Source organism: Enterobacter cloacae complex sp. P27C, assembly GCF_014895705.1.
In the GTDB taxonomy this organism is placed as follows: Bacteria; Pseudomonadota; Gammaproteobacteria; order Enterobacterales; family Enterobacteriaceae; genus Enterobacter; species Enterobacter bugandensis.
On sequence record NZ_JADBQB010000006.1, the window covers coordinates 251,827 to 268,167 of the forward strand.

Consider the following 16,341-nt stretch of genomic DNA (forward strand, 5'->3'; position numbering starts at 1 on the left):
GGGCATGCCAGCCAGGGTGTCTCGTTCAGGGATCACGGGTAGGAGCCACCTTATGAGTCAGAATACGCTGAAAGTTCATGATTTAAATGAAGACGCGGAATTTGATGAGAACGGAGCAGAGGCTTTTGACGAAAAAGCCTTAGTAGAAGAGGAACCCAGTGATAACGATTTGGCTGAAGAAGAGCTGTTATCGCAGGGCGCCACACAGCGTGTACTGGACGCGACTCAGCTTTACCTTGGGGAGATTGGTTACTCCCCACTGCTAACGGCCGAAGAAGAAGTCTATTTCGCACGTCGTGCTTTGCGTGGTGATGTTGCCTCGCGTCGTCGCATGATCGAAAGTAACCTGCGACTGGTCGTGAAAATTGCCCGCCGTTACGGCAATCGTGGTCTGGCTCTGCTGGATCTGATTGAAGAGGGCAACTTAGGTCTCATCCGCGCAGTTGAGAAGTTTGACCCGGAACGCGGGTTCCGTTTCTCAACCTACGCGACCTGGTGGATTCGTCAGACCATCGAACGGGCTATTATGAACCAGACCCGTACGATCCGACTGCCGATCCACATCGTCAAAGAGTTGAACGTCTATCTGCGTACCGCGCGCGAGTTGTCCCATAAACTGGACCACGAGCCAAGCGCAGAAGAAATTGCCGAACAACTCGACAAACCGGTTGATGACGTAAGCCGTATGCTGCGTCTCAACGAGCGCATTACCTCGGTTGACACCCCGTTGGGTGGCGACTCCGAAAAAGCGCTGCTGGACATCCTGGCCGATGAAAAAGACAACGGCCCGGAAGACACCACGCAGGACGATGACATGAAGCAGAGCATCGTCAAATGGCTGTTCGAATTGAACGCCAAACAGCGTGAAGTGCTGGCACGTCGTTTCGGTTTACTGGGGTATGAAGCTGCGACACTGGAAGACGTCGGCCGCGAAATTGGCCTGACCCGTGAACGTGTTCGTCAGATTCAGGTAGAAGGTCTGCGCCGCCTGCGTGAAATCCTGCAGGGGCAAGGTCTGAATATCGAAGCGCTGTTCCGCGAATAAGCATCCTTTCGTCAAAAAAGGCCCGTCGTGAGACGGGCCTTTTTCTTTTGTGCTACGGCTGGGCCGTTTCGTGCAGCAGACGCCATGTAATCCCGTCGCCTTCCTGATTAAGCACCGCGGTTGACCAGCGCACGTTGACGGGCAGGTCCGGCCGGGTTTGCGTCTCCCGGTAGTGCAGTACCGCGCCACGATCCCAGCGCTCGATCGTGGATAATTCGTCAATGACGATCTTCAGTCCGGGGCGGCTACCTCGCTGACTGAGCAGAAAGTCCACAAGGCCGTGATAGTCGATATGAACGCCTCCCGGTGGGATCATCAGAAAATCTGGCCGGAAACGGGCGAGCAGGGCGTCGGAGTCGCCTTCGCCTTTGCCTAACCAGTTTTCAAGCGCAATGTGGAGGTCGATAATGTCGTGTTCAAAAGGCGTCATGAATTCTCCTGTCGCAGCTGGGCGAGCACCTGCGTATTGTTAAGTCGGAAAACGTACAGTACAGGCAATAGGGTCATGCCTGCGGCAAAAAGAAACATTCCGTGCCATGCGGCGAGCGGCGCCAGATAACTCTGCGCCAGACTCAGCACCTCTGCCAGCAGCAGGGCTCCGGCAAAAAAGCTCAACTGACGATTGAGATTCCACAGCGCGCTGGCATCCGGCATCTCTTCCCGGCGCGTTGTCAGAAAAGCGCTGCTCTGAGCGGTACTGCTGCACAGGCTTCCCCCCGCGCCCATCAGGGTAAACGCAACGACAGGAAGCAACGTAGCCGAACTGACGTTAAGCAAAAGCAGAATGCCCGTCGCCTGCAGCAGGCAGCCGATAACAATCAGCGGCTGTGGGCCGAAACGGTTAAAATAGCGTCCCGTCGCCGTGATGGCGATAAACGATGCCACGGACCACGGCAGCATGAGCATACCCGTTGTGGCTGGGCTCATGTTCGCCTCGTGCTGAAGATAAAACATGCCCGTAATGTTCACCCCGATAAATACGCCAGGAACGCATACATAGACAAGCATGGCAAAACGCAAAAGCGGGTCCGCGAGCAACCGCAGGTTGAGCAGCCTGGCCGCTTTCATCGCGGGTATTTCATGTTTAAGCCACAGGCAGGCCAACACAAAGGTCACGATGGCCACCGGAAGCGTCGCGAAAAATATCCACCGCCAGCTTAGCATCTGCACCAGCAGGCCCCCGATAGCGGGGGAGCAGGCGGGAGCAAGCAGCGCGACCAGCATGACCGCCGAGGAGAGTCTGGCTCGCTCGTGAGGCTGAAACAGTTGCCAGGTCAGCGCCTGTCCGACGGGGATCAGTAAGCCACCGCCGATGCCCTGCAGCACGCGCCAGGCGATCAGACTTTCCAGCGTTGCAGACAAGCCTGCCGCAGCAGAAGCCGCGCTGAAGAGAAAAAGCGAGATCAGGATGACCCGCTTTGGTCCGAAGCGGCGCGTGAGCATGCTGCTGAACGGGATCGCCAGCGTCAGGCCGGCAATATACCCGTTACTGACCCAGGCAAGCGCTGAAGGCGTGGCGTTAAGAGCTTGCGCCATCGCCGGAAAAGCGACGCTGGCAATAAACATGTTGATCAAATCAAGAAAAAAGCCCAGCAGATAGACAGCGGCGACTTTGCTGCGATACGTCATGGTGGATCCTCCCGTGAGGTGGCGTATCGTATCGACCCCGGAAGCACGGATAAACCTGACAAAGCGCGATATACTGTCAAAAAAATTTTGACGGTAAAAGGCGTAATGATGATTAACCTACAGCGGACGCAGATGTTTGTTGCGGTGGCCGATACCGGCAGCTTTACTGCCGCAGCCGATGCGCTGGGTCTGACAAAAGCCGTGGTCAGCTTCAATATTCGCCAGCTCGAAGCCGAGCTGGGGGTGACGCTGCTGCTGCGCTCCACCCGCCGCCTGACGTTAACCGAGGCGGGAGCGCTTTTTCATCAGCGCAGCGTGGCGCTTCTGAAGGACGCAGAACGGCTGCAGGATGACGTTCGCGCGAATCATGCAGGACTCACGGGTGAATTGCGGATCACCACCACCCCTGAGTATGGTTCGCGGGTCGTGGTACCGTTGCTGGCAAGGTTTAGCCAGCTGCACCCGGAGCTTCGCGTGCGTCATGTTTCGTCTTCACTCCATGCCGACCTGATCTCAGAGCGCTTTGACGTGGCTATTCGGTTGGGAACGCTTACCGACTCGCGCTACCACGCCGCATTGATTTCACATTTTTCCATCCTGCCCGTCGCGACGCCGGAATGGCGGATGAATCATCCGGTTGAATCGCTTGCGCAGCTGGCACAAGCCGACTGGATTATTCACGAGCGCTTAGCGTCGCCGCTGCGCTGGCAGGTGAAAGATACCAGCGGTGCGCCTGAAATGCTTGAGATAAAAAAAGCGCCGCGCCTGTTTGCCGACAGCGCGCAGGCGCTTATGGCTTTTGCGCTTGCGGGAAGTGGCGTGGCGTTACTGCCGGAATGGCTGGTGCGCGATGCGCTTGATGCGGGAAAACTGGTCCCGGTTTTACCGGAATATACCTTCGCGCGGCAGGGCATCCACGCGGTTTATCCGGATGCCCGGCACGTGCCTGCGAAAGTGCGCACCTTTATTGATTTTATGCGCGCCAGCGTGAATTAATCGTGCATCATCTTTTTGATGAGCGCAGAGAACTGCTCCCGTTCGGCCTTATTAAGACGCCCTAAAAACGCCTCATCCACCTCGTTGCCGACCGGCTGGCAGTCTGCAAGCAGGGCTTCGCCTTCCGGCGTCAGGAATACAAACCGGCGGCGCTTGTCTGCGGGATCGTGCTCGCGTTTGACCAGTCCGCGCGCCTCCATTCGGCTGAGCATCTCCGCCAGCGTCGCCTTCGTGCTGACCGCCACTTCGGTCAATGCCACCTGCTCAATGCCCGGGTGCTCGGCAATGGAGCGCATAACCGCATACTGCGGCTTGGTCAGTTCCGGCAGGGAATGTTGCCACTTAGCGGTATGCTGTTGAAAAAGCTGACGTAACAGGTGGAACGCCTCTTGTCTTAGTTCCATGAACACTCCGACAGAAAAAATCACCCCCTATGATAGCCGCTAAAGCCAGGGATGATAACGCGGGATTTTTTAGCAATTAATGTGATCGTGTGCGAACGATCTTGTCAGTAGAGCGATCCGGGAGTAGTTTATCTTTAAATGTTCGTACACGAACAAATTGATTGAGGTGATGAATGAGATTGATCGTGGGAATGACAGGAGCAACGGGGGCTCCGCTGGGCGTGGCGCTGCTGCTGGCGCTGAGGGAAATGCCGGAGGTAGAGACCCATCTGGTCATGTCGAAGTGGGCAAAAACAACCATTGAGCTGGAAACGCCTCACAGCGTGCAGGACGTTGCTGCGCTGGCTGACGTTGTTCACAGCCCGGCTGACCAGGCCGCCACCATCTCCTCCGGCTCGTTTCGCACCGACGGCATGATCGTCATTCCCTGCAGCATGAAAACGCTGGCGGGGATCCGCGCGGGCTACGCCGAAGGGCTGGTGGGCCGTGCGGCAGATGTGGTGCTGAAAGAGGGCCGCAAGCTGGTGCTCGTTCCCCGCGAAACGCCGCTCAGCACCATTCATCTGGAGAACATGCTGGCGCTTTCCCGCATGGGCGTGGCGATGGTGCCGCCCATGCCTGCGTATTACAACCACCCGCAAACCGCCGATGACATCACCCAGCATATCGTCACCCGTGTGCTCGACCAGTTTGGTCTGGAGCACAAAAAGGCGCGCCGATGGAACGGGTTGCGGGAGGCGAAACATTTTTCACAGGAGAACAAAGATGGCATTTGATGATTTGAGAAGCTTCCTGCAGGCGCTCGATGAGCAAGGGCAACTGCTGAAAATTGAGGAAGAGGTGAATGCGGAGCCGGATCTGGCTGCGGCAGCCAACGCCACAGGCCGTATTGGCGACGGCGCGCCCGCGCTGTGGTTCGACAATATTCGTGGCTTTACCGATGCCCGCGTGGTGATGAACACCATCGGCTCGTGGCAAAACCACGCCATATCGATGGGGCTGCCAGCGAATACCCCGGTAAAAAAACAGATCGACGAGTTTATTCGCCGCTGGGATAAATTCCCCGTTGCGCCGGAGCGCCGCGCTAACCCGGCCTGGGCGCAAAATACGGTCGACGGTGAAGACATTAACCTGTTCGATATCCTGCCGCTGTTTCGCCTGAACGACGGTGACGGCGGTTTTTATCTCGATAAAGCGTGCGTTGTCTCGCGCGATCCGCTCGACCCGGACCATTTCGGCAAGCAGAACGTCGGGATCTACCGCATGGAGGTCAAGGGCAAGCGCAAGCTCGGCCTGCAGCCGGTACCGATGCACGATATCGCCCTCCATCTGCACAAAGCGGAAGAGCGCGGGCAAGATCTGCCGATCGCGATTACTCTCGGCAACGACCCGATTATCACCCTGATGGGCGCCACGCCGCTGAAATACGATCAGTCCGAGTATGAAATGGCCGGCGCGCTGCGCGAAAGCCCGTACCCGATTGCCACCGCGCCGCTGACCGGCTTCGACGTGCCGTGGGGGTCTGAAGTGATCCTGGAAGGGGTGATTGAAGGCCGCAAACGTGAAATCGAAGGGCCGTTCGGCGAGTTTACCGGACACTATTCCGGTGGCCGTAATATGACGGTGGTCCGTATCGACAAAGTTTCTTACCGCACCAAACCGATCTTCGAATCCCTTTACCTCGGCATGCCGTGGACCGAGATTGACTATCTGATGGGACCAGCCACCTGCGTGCCGCTTTACCAGCAACTGAAGGCGGAATTCCCGGAAGTGCAGGCGGTGAACGCGATGTACACCCACGGTCTGCTGGCAATTATCTCCACCAAAAAACGCTACGGTGGTTTTGCCCGCGCGGTCGGTTTACGCGCCATGACCACGCCGCACGGTCTGGGCTACGTGAAGATGGTGATTATGGTGGATGAGGATGTCGATCCGTTCAACCTCCCGCAGGTGATGTGGGCGCTCTCATCGAAGGTCAATCCGGCAGGGGATCTGGTGCAGCTGCCGAACATGTCAGTGCTTGAACTCGACCCTGGCTCCAGCCCGGCGGGCATTACCGACAAACTGATTATTGATGCCACCACGCCTGTTGCACCGGACACCCGTGGCCACTACAGCCAGCCGGTACAGGATCTGCCTGAAACTAAAGCCTGGGCTGAAAAACTGACCGCGATGCTGGCAGCACGCCAATAAGGAGGAAAAGATGATTTGTCCACGTTGTGCCGATGAGCATATTGAAGTGATGGCGACGTCACCGGTGAAAGGGGTCTGGACCGTTTATCAGTGCCAGCATTGTCTTTATACCTGGCGCGATACCGAACCGCTGCGTCGTACCAGCCGCGAGCATTACCCGGAAGCGTTCCGCATGACGCAGAAGGATATTGATGAAGCACCGCAGGTGCCGACGATCCCGCCTCTGTTGTAAAAATAAGCCCGGTAGCGCTGCGTTTACCGGGCCTACGGGTTTTGTAGGTCGGGTAAGGCGAAGCCGCCACCCGACAAAACAGACCGCAGAAAACTAAACCAGACTCTTCAACCGATAAATCCACTCCAGCGCCTGACGCGGCGTCAGTGAATCCGGGTCGAGGTTCTCCAGCGCTTCCACCGCAGGCGACGTTTCTTCAGCTGGCGCCAACAGCGACATCTGGGTGCCATCAATCTGCGTCGCCGCCGCATTCGGCGAGAGGCTTTCCAGCTCACGCAGCTTCTGGCGAGCGCGCTTGATCACCTCTTTTGGTACACCTGCCAGCGCCGCAACGGCCAGGCCATAGCTCTTGCTCGCCGCGCCATCCTGCACCGTGTGCATAAAGGCGATGGTGTCGCCGTGCTCCAGCGCATCAAGATGAACGTTAGCCACGCCTTCCATTTTCTCCGGCAGCTGCGTCAGCTCGAAGTAGTGGGTGGCGAACAGCGTCATGGCCTTGATTTTATTCGCGAGGCTTTCAGCACAGGCCCAGGCCAGAGACAGGCCGTCATAGGTTGAGGTTCCGCGTCCCACTTCGTCCATCAGCACCAGGCTGTGCTCCGTCGCGTTATGCAGAATATTAGCCGTTTCGGTCATCTCGACCATGAAGGTTGAGCGACCGCTCGCCAGATCGTCCGCTGCCCCAACGCGGGTGAAGATACGATCGATGGGGCCAATCTCCACTTTTTGCGCCGGGACGTAGCTGCCGATATACGCGAGCAAAGCAATCAGCGCCGTCTGGCGCATGTAGGTACTCTTACCGCCCATGTTCGGGCCGGTAATGATCAGCATTCTTCTCTGCGGCGACAGGCTCAGCGGGTTGGCGATGAACGGTTCGTTCAGCACCTGCTCAACGACCGGGTGACGGCCTTCCGTAATGCGAATGCCGGGCTTGTCGGTAAAGGTCGGGCAGGTATAGTTCAGCGTTTCAGCCCGTTCTGCCAGGTTCACCAGCACGTCCAGCTCCGCCAGCGCGCTGGCGCTGAGCTGCAGGTCAGCCAGGTGTGGCATCAGCATGTCAAACAGCTCGTCATACAGCTGTTTTTCCAGCGCCAGGGCTTTACCTTTCGAGGTGAGTACTTTGTCCTCGTACTCTTTCAGCTCGGGAATGATGTAACGCTCGGCGTTTTTTAAGGTCTGACGACGTACGTAGTGAATCGGCGCCAGATGGCTTTGCCCGCGGCTGATCTGAATGTAGTAACCGTGTACCGCGTTATATCCCACTTTCAGCGTGTCGAGCCCAAGACGCTCGCGCTCGCGGATTTCCAGCTTATCCAGGTAGTCCGTCGCACCATCAGCCAGCGCGCGCCATTCGTCCAGCTCCTCGTTGTAGCCTGGGGCAATCACGCCGCCGTCGCGCACCAGAACCGGAGGGGCATCAATAATGGCGCGCTCCAGCAGCTCGCGAAGCTCGGTGAATTCGCCCATCGTTTCGCGGAGTTTCTGTACCGGCGCGCTGTCAACGTCGCTCAGCTGCGCACGCAGTTCCGGCAGCTGCTGGAAAGCATGTCGCATACGCGCGAGGTCGCGCGGGCGCGCGGTGCGCAATGCCAGACGGGCAAGAATACGCTCCAGATCGCCTACCTGACGCAGGACCGGCTGCAGCTCGGTATAGCGATCCTGCAACGCAGCAATCGTCTGCTGGCGGCAAACCAGCGTATCGGTATCGCGAATCGGCATATGCAGCCAGCGCTTCAGCATGCGGCTGCCCATCGGCGTCACCGTGCTGTCGAGCACCGACGCGAGCGTGTTTTCAACGCCACCTGCCAGGTTCTGGGTGATCTCCAGGTTACGGCGCGTGGCGGCATCCATGATGATGCTGTCCTGCTGGCGTTCCATGGTGATAGAACGGATATGCGGCAGGGCGGTGCGCTGGGTGTCTTTCACGTACTGCAGCAGGCAACCTGCGGCACACAGCCCGCGTGGAGCATTTTCCACGCCAAAGCCAATCAGATCGCGGGTACCGAACTGCAGGTTCAGCTGCTGGCGCGCGGTATCAATTTCGAATTCCCACAGCGGGCGACGGCGCAATCCGCGACGGCCTTCAATCAGCGCCATTTCGGCGAAGTCTTCGGCGTAGAGCAATTCTGCCGGGTTGGTGCGCTGCAGTTCGGCAGCCATCGTTTCGCGGTCAGCCGGCTCACTCAGGCGAAAACGCCCGGAGCTGATGTCCAGCGTGGCGTAGCCAAACCCTTTGCCGTCCTGCCACAGCGCCGCCAGCAGGTTATCCTGGCGCTCCTGAAGCAGGGCTTCATCACTGATGGTGCCTGGCGTGACGATGCGCACGACTTTACGCTCAACCGGGCCTTTCGAGGTTGCCGGATCGCCGATTTGTTCGCAGATGGCAACGGACTCACCCTGATTCACCAGCTTGGCCAAATAGTTTTCAACCGCGTGGTGCGGGATACCGGCCATCGGGATGGGCTCGCCTGCGGATGCGCCACGTTTGGTTAGCGAGATGTCGAGCAACTGCGAGGCACGTTTAGCATCGTCATAAAACAGCTCGTAAAAATCGCCCATGCGGTAAAACAGCAGGATTTCCGGATGCTGTGCCTTCAGCTTCAGGTACTGCTGCATCATCGGCGTATGTGCGTCGAAATTGTCGATTGTGCTCATGGAGTTATGATGTCCATTTCTTTGAAAATAAACCGTTTTGAGCGGCTCAGTGGCCGTTTGTTCGTTCTATTGTCGCATGAAAAAAAGGTACGGCGCAGAAAAATGTGGCGGCTTTACGAGGCACCTTCAGACATTAACTCAATGACGATTTTTCCATGCTCAACGTCCACCCTGACCTGGGAGTTGGTGGTAAAGCCCGCCTTTTCAAGCCAGTCTCCTTTTAAGCTCAGCGCCGCATGCACGCTGTATCGCTTTGGTATCTTCGTTTTTCGATCCTCGTGACGTTTTCTGAAATATCCCACTTTTAAATGGCGGTAGGGTTTGCCGATCGCGATCTCTTTCATAGGGTCTCCAGACTATACGGACAACGGTCATTCCTGATGCCTGTATAAAATACCAGTGATTTTCAGGAGGTGCAGGGTTAATAGTGGAATCAGGCTTCAGAAAACGGAATGCAACACCTGAAATCCACAGTTTTAAAGTGTATTATTGATGCATCTTATTATTTGGTAAGTCGCTATGACCGGTAAACGCATATCACGTGAAAAAGAGACCATCGCGAAAATGATCGCGTTGTACGCAAAGCAGTGTCCACAGGCTTCTCAGGAAGCGGGGCATTATCAGGCGCTCAACGCCTATGCCGATAAGCGCCTGGATAAGTGCGTTTTTGGTGAAGAAAAGCCCGCCTGTAAACAATGCCCGGTGCACTGCTACCAGCCTGCCAGACGTGAAGAGATGAAGCAGATTATGCGCTGGGCAGGCCCGCGTATGTTATGGCGTCACCCCATTCTGACCGTCCTCCATCTGATGGATGACCGTCGTCCGGTGCCGGAACTGCCGGAGAAGTATCGCCCGAAAAAGTGAACCGATCAGCTTCGTAGCGGGCGGCAAATCACGTTCAGGGCCAGCGCGCTGCAGAGTGGAAAGAGCGCCAGCAGAAGCCACGGGTAAATCGCCTGCGTTGAAGGCACCAGCGCGCGATCCAGCAGGCTGCCAAATAACAAGTTTCCAGCCAGTACCGCAATGCCTCCGGCGGTGGAGAGTGCGCCATAGTGCGCGCCCAGCGTGGATTCATCGGCGAACCGCGGAATGAGATCTTTTGCCGACGGCACCAGCAGCATCTGCCCCAGCGTCAGCAGCGTGACAAACGAGACCGAGGGCAGAAGCCGCAGCCAGCCCTCAGGCGGTTCTGTTGCCGCAAACATTGCCACGCTCGCAAAGGCGGCGGAAAGCAGCAAAAAGCCCACCGGAAGAATGTTCACCGCGCCCACGCGTCGGGCGAAACGCGCCAGCGGCAGCTGTAAGGTAATGATCAGAACGGAGGCCAGCATAAAAAGCGGGCCGAGATCTTTCTCGTTACCGCCGGAGCGCTGGATCTCCACCGGCAGCGCCAGATAGAGCTGGTTGTAGCTTAACAGCCAGGAGCTGTAGGCAATGATAAAGGCGACAAAGCGCGGCTGGCGGAACGTCGTCCACCAGGGCACTATTTTTATCTTCTGTGAACGTTGCCCGGCAGCAGGCAGACAGAAGTAAAGCACCACTAGCGCAATGATAAAGACGCCTGCCCCCGCCAGCGCCACCTGGCGGAAGCCAAGCCCCGTTAGCAGAGCGCCAGCAACCGGGCCCAGTACCGCGCCGAGCTCCCCGCAGACGGCAAAGAGCGCAAACCACTCCGCCCGGCTTCGTTTCCCTTTCGCCTCGCTGTGGGTACCCGCTTTCGCCAGCAGAGCCTCAATTGAGGGAGAAAATAACGCGCCGCCGACGCCCGTCAGACACGCGCCCAGAATAATCGGCCACAGCGATCCCCCGAAGGCCAGCAGCAGATAGCCTGAAACACGAACTATACAGCCGCTGAGGATGATGACCTTCGCGCCAAACCGGTCCGAGAGCGCACCGCCAACGATAAACATCCCCTGCTGCGAGAACGTGCGCAGGCCCAGGATCAGCCCGATGAGCCCGCCGGAAAGCAGCATGTCGTCACGCAGAAATATCGCCAGGAAGGGAACGACGGCGTAAAACCCAATGTTAAAAACAAACTGGCTACCCAGTAAAACGGGCGGCCAGAGCGTGGTGGCGGGGCGAAGGGACATTGTCGATCACTCGTCCCTAAACGATAAAGTGAATGTGCTTTTTGCCATGAAACGGCGAGATCTCAATTTTGGTTTTGACCCGAAAGACATCCCAGAGCAACGACTCGGATAAGATGTCCTGCGGCGTTCCGGTCGCCACAATTTGCCCTTTCTGCATCACAATCAGCGAGTCGCAGAACATTGAAGCGTGGTTGAGATCGTGGATGGCGACGATACTGGTAACGGGTAATTGGCTGATCAACTGCATCAACTGCATCTGATGATGGATATCCAGGTGGTTGGTCGGTTCATCCAGCAGGATTTCGGTTGGCGTTTGCGCCAGCGCGCGGGCAATATGCACCCGCTGACGCTCGCCGCCGGACAGGCTCAGCCAGCCCTGCTCGCTGCGGTCCAGCATATCGACACGCTGCAGAGCCGCGGTGACGGTGTCGTCATCCTGCGCGCTCCAGTTAGAAAAAGGGGAGTGGTGCGGAATACGTCCAAGTTTGACCACGTCGCGCACGCGCATGTTGGCGTCGGTCATCCCGTGCTGCTCAACGAACGCCACACGGCGGGCAAGCTGCTTTTTGGCGATGCGGGAAATGTCCTGCCCGTCCAGGGTCACGCTGCCCGCATCCGGGCGACGCAGGCCTGCCAGGATACGCAAAAGGGACGATTTGCCGCAGCCGTTAGGACCAAGCAAACCCACCGTTTCGCCGCGTGAAACCTTCAGCGAGACACCATTGACGATAACTTTTTTGCCTACCTTCCAGGTAATATTTTCAGCGCAGATACTCATCACTTATTCCTTGAACGGTAGATAATCACGGCAAAGAAAGGTACGCCCACCAGCGCGGTGACCACGCCGACGGGCAGGCTTTGCGGCGCAATCAGCATCCGCGAGGCGATATCGGCCAGCACCATCAGGATCGCCCCCGCCAGCGCGCTGGCAATCAGCAGCGTGCGGTGCAGCGGCCCGAACAGGAAGCGCATGACGTGAGGCACCACCAGCCCTACAAAGCCGATTGAGCCCGCCATGCTGACGATGGTCGCGGTGATCAGGGCCGTGGTGGTAAACAGGGCAAGACGCACCCAGGGCACGGCAATGCCTAAGGAGGCTGCCGCGTCATCACCAAAGGTAAAGGCGTCCAGCGCCCGGGAATAGTAGAGGCAGACGGCAAGGCCCGCCAGCACGACAACCAGCGCCAGCTGGAATTCCGGCCAACGCACGCCGCTAAAGCTGCCCAGCAGCCAGAACATCACGTCGCGCGCCTGCTGCGCGCTGGCGGAGGTGCTGATGGTGTAAGCGGTAATGGCGTTGAAAAGCTGAGATGCAGCAACGCCTGCCAGAATGGTGCGTTCATTGCCGCCGCGCGCGCCGTTCGTCAGAAAGGCGACAAACGCAAAGGCGGCGAACGCCCCGGCAAACGCCCCCGCAGAGAGCGACACCGCGCCGGTGCCGATGCCCAGGACGACGACCGACACCGCCCCGGTTGAGGCACCTGCCGACACGCCGAGCACGTAAGGTTCCGCCAGCGCGTTCTTCAGCAGGCTTTGCAGCACGGCACCGCAGATGGCTAAACCGGCCCCGCAGCAGGCCGCCACCAGCGCGCGGCTCAGGCGAAAGTCCCAGATCACGCTCTCATAGATGCGGTTGAGCGGAACGTCGGTCAGCCCCAGCTTATTACCAATAGCGTAAAAGACGTTGGACAGCGGAATCGACAGCTCGCCGACGCTGACGCCAAGAGCAATCACTAAAAACAGCAGGACAACGGCAAGCAGAGCGGAAGTGGTCAGGATCAGGCCCTGGCGGGCCTGAAGTACGGCTACCGTCATCAGTTCAGCCCCAGTTTTCTGAGCTGTTCACCCACCTGTTCAGCACCGTAAATCGTACGAATCGTTGGGTTCATCGCCTGACCGTCCATCACCACGATATGGCCTTTTTTGACGGCATCAAGCTGGCTCACGGCAGGATCGCTTTTCAGGAATTCGATTTTCTCATCCGCGTTATCCAGCGCCCAGCGGTTGCGGTCCAGACTGGAGACGACAATCACATCAGGGTTCGCGGCAATAATACTTTCCCAGCCGACGGTCGGCCATTCGGTCTCAGCGGTAATGGCGTTATGGCCACCCAGCACGTTAGCAATAAAACCGGAGGCGCTGTTTTTCCCGCCGACATAGGCATCTGCCGAAGGCGAGGCGCTTGAGAACCAGAAAACAAACGAGAGATCTTTTTTGTTTTTACCAAATTCCTGGCGCAGGTCGGCCTCACGTTTTTTGAAATCAGCGATAACGGCCTGGCCGCGCGCTTCAACGTTGAAAATCTTCGCGAAATCTTCAATCTCTTTATAAAGGTACGTCATATCCCACAGCGTCTGGCGGCTGCCGTACATATCGCCTGCCGCTTTTTTGGTGGCGCACATGCCTGGAGATAAATAGCTGTTCACGCCGACGGTAGCCAGATCTTCACGTTTTGCGACCTTACTTTCCGGCCCAAGCAGCAGCGGCAGCTGTGCAGGAACAAAATCGGGGTTTTGCGCAAGGATGGATTCAAGAGTCGGAATTTCGACGGTCAGGGTTTTGATTTTTGCATTCTGCTCAGCCAGTTGCGGCAGCACTTTGGTCGGCCAGAAGGCGCTGGCTTTGACCTTATCTTCCAGCCCCAGCAGGAGCAAAATTTCCACGGTGTTCTGACCGAGGGCCACGACGCGTTCCGGCGCTTTAGTGAATGTCTCTTTATAGCCACAGTTTTCAATCGTCAGAGGATATGTGGTTGCCAGAGCAGAACTGACCGACGCAATCGCCAGGCCTAACGCGCAGATGACCTTCTTCATGAAACGCTACCCTTCATTAATATTATTTTTGATGCAAATGAAACGCATTATTAAGGCGGAATTTTATACAGAGGAAAATATATTGTGTCAATGAGGGACAATTGCGCAGGGTGACCAAAAGCGGCGCCATAAGCGGCGCCGGAATGACGGGTTAAAGCAGGCTCTCTTTATCGATTCCCAGACGCTTCATGCGAGAGAGCAGGGTAGTGCGTTTCAGCCCCAGCCGCTGAGCTGCGCCCTTCGGTCCGGCTACCACGCCGTTGGTCTCTTTCAGTACGCGCATAATGAGCTGATATTCATCTTCGCCTTCCTGCGCGACTTCTGCCGAAAGCGTGGGGGCTTCCTGAAGGGAGACTTCAGGCAAAGAGAGCTGAAGGACGTTCCCGCGCGTCAGCAGTACCGCGCGCTCAATGACGTTTTCCAGCTCGCGCACGTTGCCGGGCCACTCCATCGACGAGAGGGTACGTAGCGTTTCGGCAGGAATACTGTCGATATTCCTCCCCATCCGGCGGGCAATCTTCGCGGTAAAGGCCTTCACCAGCAGCGGAATATCTTCCGGGCGCTCGCGCAGCGGCGGCAGGCAGATCGGAAAGACGTTCAGGCGATAGTAGAGATCGCTGCGAAACTCGCGGTCGGCGACCATCTTTTTCAGATCGCGGTTGGTGGCGGCAATCAGCCGAACGTCGGTCTGGATAAGCTTGTTGCTGCCGAGGCGCTCAAACTCCTGCTCCTGCAAAACGCGCAGCAGCTTGGGCTGCAGCTCCAGCGGCATATCGCCCACTTCGTCGAGGAACAGCGAGCTTTTATCCGCCAGTTCGAAACGGCCCAGCCGCTGGCTGCTGGCCCCGGTAAACGCCCCGCGCTCGTGGCCGAAGAGGTCGCTTTCCAGCAGACCCGCGGGCATCGCCGCGCAGTTCATCTTCACCATCCGCCGGCTGTTGCGGTTGCTCAGGTTATGAATGGCGCGGGCTATCAGCTCTTTACCGGTGCCGGTTTCCCCGAGGATCAGCACCGTGCTGTCGCTCTGGGCCACCATTTCCACCTGCTTGAGGACGCTGTACATGGCATCGCTGCGCCCGATGATTTCGCCAAACTCGCTGTCCACGTTGTTGAGCTGTTCGGTCAGGGCCAGGTTTTCGTCCACCAGCCGCTCTTTCAGGCGGTGGATCTCCTGATAGGCGAGGGCGTTATCCAGCGCGATGGAAATACGCTCGGCGATCTGGCGCAGCAGCTTCAGGTTGGCGGTGGTAAACACGGCTTCATCGCACTGCGCCAGTTTGAGCACCCCAAGCATGGTACTGCCGGACATCAGCGGCAGCAGGCACAGGGTCTGAATTTTGTTGCCCCAGGTGTTAAACAGCATCCGCTCGTACGGCGCCACCGGGTCCTGCTCGCTAAGATTCAGCAGCAGGATCTCTTTGCTTTTAAATACCCGCTCAGAAAGGGTGCCCGCTTCGTCCACCTCGCTCTGCTCGTGCGCCGGATTGGCCTCATCAAGATAGTGGGTGGAGTAGATGTTCAGCTTGCCTTTGCGGTTCCCGCGTAGCGCGATGCTGATGGCGTCGATCCTGAAATAGTGGTGGATCTCCTTGGCGACTTCGCTGACCAGCTCGTCCATGTCGAGTCTTGAGAGTACGGCGTTGGTGATGGCGACCAGAATGCGGAAGTTATCGCGCTCGCGGCTCAGCAGGTCGTAATCCACGTTATTGGTGACGCGGCTTTGGATCTGCTCCGCGACGACGGCCACAATCTGGGCAAAGGTGTGCAGCCGCTCGTACTCCGCCTCGCTCCAGGGCTGGTCGGTATTGCGGATAAACTCGCAGCCGCCAAAAATATGGCCCTCCGCCGCCAGCGGCAGCATGCCGTAATGACCGAAAGGCTGATAGAGATTGCTCTCTGCCAGCCGCGGCCATGCCATCCGAAACTCTTCAAAATTGCAGTGCAGCACTTCAGGCCGGGAGAGAATGCGGCGCACCGGGCCGTGCGCGAGGTACGTTTCGTCTTCGTATTCAAACGTTTTGCCATTCTCGCGCGTGGAATAGTAGCTCGCGCGGTGCGTTCCACTATGCCAGAGCACAATCGCCGCGCTGTCCGCCAGCGCTGATTGCCTGACCAGCCGCGTCAGGGCATCGCTCAGCGCGCCGAGATCGGGCTGTTGTAAAAGTGTGCGCGTGATGTCAAACAGGCCCTGCTGTCCAAGATCGCTCATCGGTGTATACGGCATTATTGCTTTCCAATAGAAACTGGCAAAAAAGAGACTTCACTGCTGACCGCTTATGGCGCG

Annotated in this window: 16 protein-coding genes; 6 read left to right on the top strand and 10 right to left on the bottom strand. The window is 57.7% G+C overall.

The window, feature by feature from the left end; translation table 11 throughout:
* Nucleotides 1-52: 52 nt before the first annotated feature.
* Nucleotides 53-1,045 carry an RNA polymerase sigma factor RpoS gene (gene rpoS, locus IM291_RS14445; protein ID WP_013098493.1) on the top strand — a complete coding sequence of 331 codons (993 nt, stop codon included), beginning with the start codon at nt 53-55 and terminating at the stop codon, nt 1,043-1,045.
* A gap of 52 nt (nt 1,046-1,097) precedes the next feature.
* Here rpoS and IM291_RS14450 read toward each other — a convergent pair whose 3' ends face one another.
* Nucleotides 1,098-1,475 (bottom strand): DUF4440 domain-containing protein, encoded by a 378-nt coding sequence (locus IM291_RS14450; RefSeq protein WP_136343719.1) that lies wholly within the window; start codon nt 1,473-1,475, stop codon nt 1,098-1,100.
* Complete coding sequence (locus IM291_RS14455) at nt 1,472-2,674, bottom strand: MFS transporter (protein WP_192971678.1); 1,203 nt, start codon at nt 2,672-2,674, stop codon at nt 1,472-1,474. Before IM291_RS14455 ends, IM291_RS14450 begins: the two co-directional genes overlap by 4 nt.
* A gap of 108 nt (nt 2,675-2,782) precedes the next feature.
* Here IM291_RS14455 and IM291_RS14460 point away from each other — a divergent pair, with 108 nt between their 5' ends.
* A complete protein-coding gene (locus tag IM291_RS14460; RefSeq protein WP_192987235.1) occupies nt 2,783-3,670 on the top strand; it encodes a LysR family transcriptional regulator in 888 nt (295 codons plus the stop codon).
* Here IM291_RS14460 and IM291_RS14465 read toward each other — a convergent pair.
* Complete coding sequence (locus IM291_RS14465; RefSeq protein WP_028014232.1) at nt 3,667-4,074, bottom strand: MarR family winged helix-turn-helix transcriptional regulator; 408 nt, start codon at nt 4,072-4,074, stop codon at nt 3,667-3,669. The genes IM291_RS14460 and IM291_RS14465 overlap by 4 nt on opposite strands.
* Nucleotides 4,075-4,247: 173 nt before the next feature.
* On the opposite strand from IM291_RS14465, the gene IM291_RS14470 reads away from it, so the two are divergent.
* Genes IM291_RS14470 through IM291_RS14480 form a run of 3 tightly spaced genes read left to right on the top strand, consistent with a single transcriptional unit; the run spans nt 4,248 to nt 6,499 of the window.
* Nucleotides 4,248-4,850, top strand: coding sequence for a non-oxidative hydroxyarylic acid decarboxylases subunit B (locus IM291_RS14470; protein ID WP_192987144.1), 603 nt, complete (start codon nt 4,248-4,250; stop codon nt 4,848-4,850).
* Nucleotides 4,840-6,267 carry a non-oxidative hydroxyarylic acid decarboxylases subunit C gene (locus IM291_RS14475; RefSeq protein ID WP_126817274.1) on the top strand — a complete coding sequence of 476 codons (1,428 nt, stop codon included), beginning with the start codon at nt 4,840-4,842 and terminating at the stop codon, nt 6,265-6,267. Before IM291_RS14470 ends, IM291_RS14475 begins: the two co-directional genes overlap by 11 nt.
* A 10-nt stretch (nt 6,268-6,277) precedes the next feature.
* A complete protein-coding gene (locus IM291_RS14480) occupies nt 6,278-6,499 on the top strand; it encodes a non-oxidative hydroxyarylic acid decarboxylases subunit D (RefSeq protein WP_003862116.1) in 222 nt (73 codons plus the stop codon).
* A gap of 93 nt (nt 6,500-6,592) precedes the next feature.
* On the opposite strand, the gene mutS is transcribed toward IM291_RS14480, so the two are convergent.
* Nucleotides 6,593-9,154 (bottom strand): DNA mismatch repair protein MutS, encoded by a 2,562-nt coding sequence (gene mutS / locus IM291_RS14485; protein WP_045261242.1) that lies wholly within the window; start codon nt 9,152-9,154, stop codon nt 6,593-6,595.
* Nucleotides 9,155-9,267: 113 nt separating this feature from the next.
* Nucleotides 9,268-9,498 (bottom strand): SymE family type I addiction module toxin, encoded by a 231-nt coding sequence (locus IM291_RS14490; RefSeq protein WP_028014228.1) that lies wholly within the window; start codon nt 9,496-9,498, stop codon nt 9,268-9,270.
* A 175-nt stretch (nt 9,499-9,673) separates the two neighbouring features.
* On the opposite strand from IM291_RS14490, the gene IM291_RS14495 reads away from it, so the two are divergent.
* Nucleotides 9,674-10,018 (top strand): nitrous oxide-stimulated promoter family protein, encoded by a 345-nt coding sequence (locus tag IM291_RS14495; protein ID WP_028014227.1) that lies wholly within the window; start codon nt 9,674-9,676, stop codon nt 10,016-10,018.
* A gap of 5 nt (nt 10,019-10,023) precedes the next feature.
* Here IM291_RS14495 and IM291_RS14500 read toward each other — a convergent pair whose 3' ends face one another.
* The 5 genes from IM291_RS14500 to flhA all read right to left on the bottom strand — a co-directional run bounded on the left by IM291_RS14500 (nt 10,024) and on the right by flhA (nt 16,281).
* Nucleotides 10,024-11,244 (bottom strand): MFS transporter, encoded by a 1,221-nt coding sequence (locus tag IM291_RS14500; RefSeq protein ID WP_100170792.1) that lies wholly within the window; start codon nt 11,242-11,244, stop codon nt 10,024-10,026.
* Nucleotides 11,245-11,260: 16 nt separating this feature from the next.
* The gene (locus IM291_RS14505) at nt 11,261-12,022 is read right to left on the bottom strand and encodes an ABC transporter ATP-binding protein (RefSeq protein WP_048960092.1); all 762 of its coding nucleotides are present in this window, start codon (nt 12,020-12,022) and stop codon (nt 11,261-11,263) included.
* Nucleotides 12,022-13,059, bottom strand: coding sequence for an iron ABC transporter permease (locus IM291_RS14510; RefSeq protein WP_061097255.1), 1,038 nt, complete (start codon nt 13,057-13,059; stop codon nt 12,022-12,024). The genes IM291_RS14505 and IM291_RS14510 overlap by 1 nt, the downstream gene beginning before the upstream one ends.
* Nucleotides 13,059-14,057 carry an ABC transporter substrate-binding protein gene (locus tag IM291_RS14515; RefSeq protein ID WP_192987146.1) on the bottom strand — a complete coding sequence of 333 codons (999 nt, stop codon included), beginning with the start codon at nt 14,055-14,057 and terminating at the stop codon, nt 13,059-13,061. Before IM291_RS14515 ends, IM291_RS14510 begins: the two co-directional genes overlap by 1 nt.
* A gap of 151 nt (nt 14,058-14,208) precedes the next feature.
* Complete coding sequence (gene flhA, locus IM291_RS14520; protein ID WP_182034160.1) at nt 14,209-16,281, bottom strand: formate hydrogenlyase transcriptional activator FlhA; 2,073 nt, start codon at nt 16,279-16,281, stop codon at nt 14,209-14,211.
* Nucleotides 16,282-16,341: the final 60 nt, after the last annotated feature.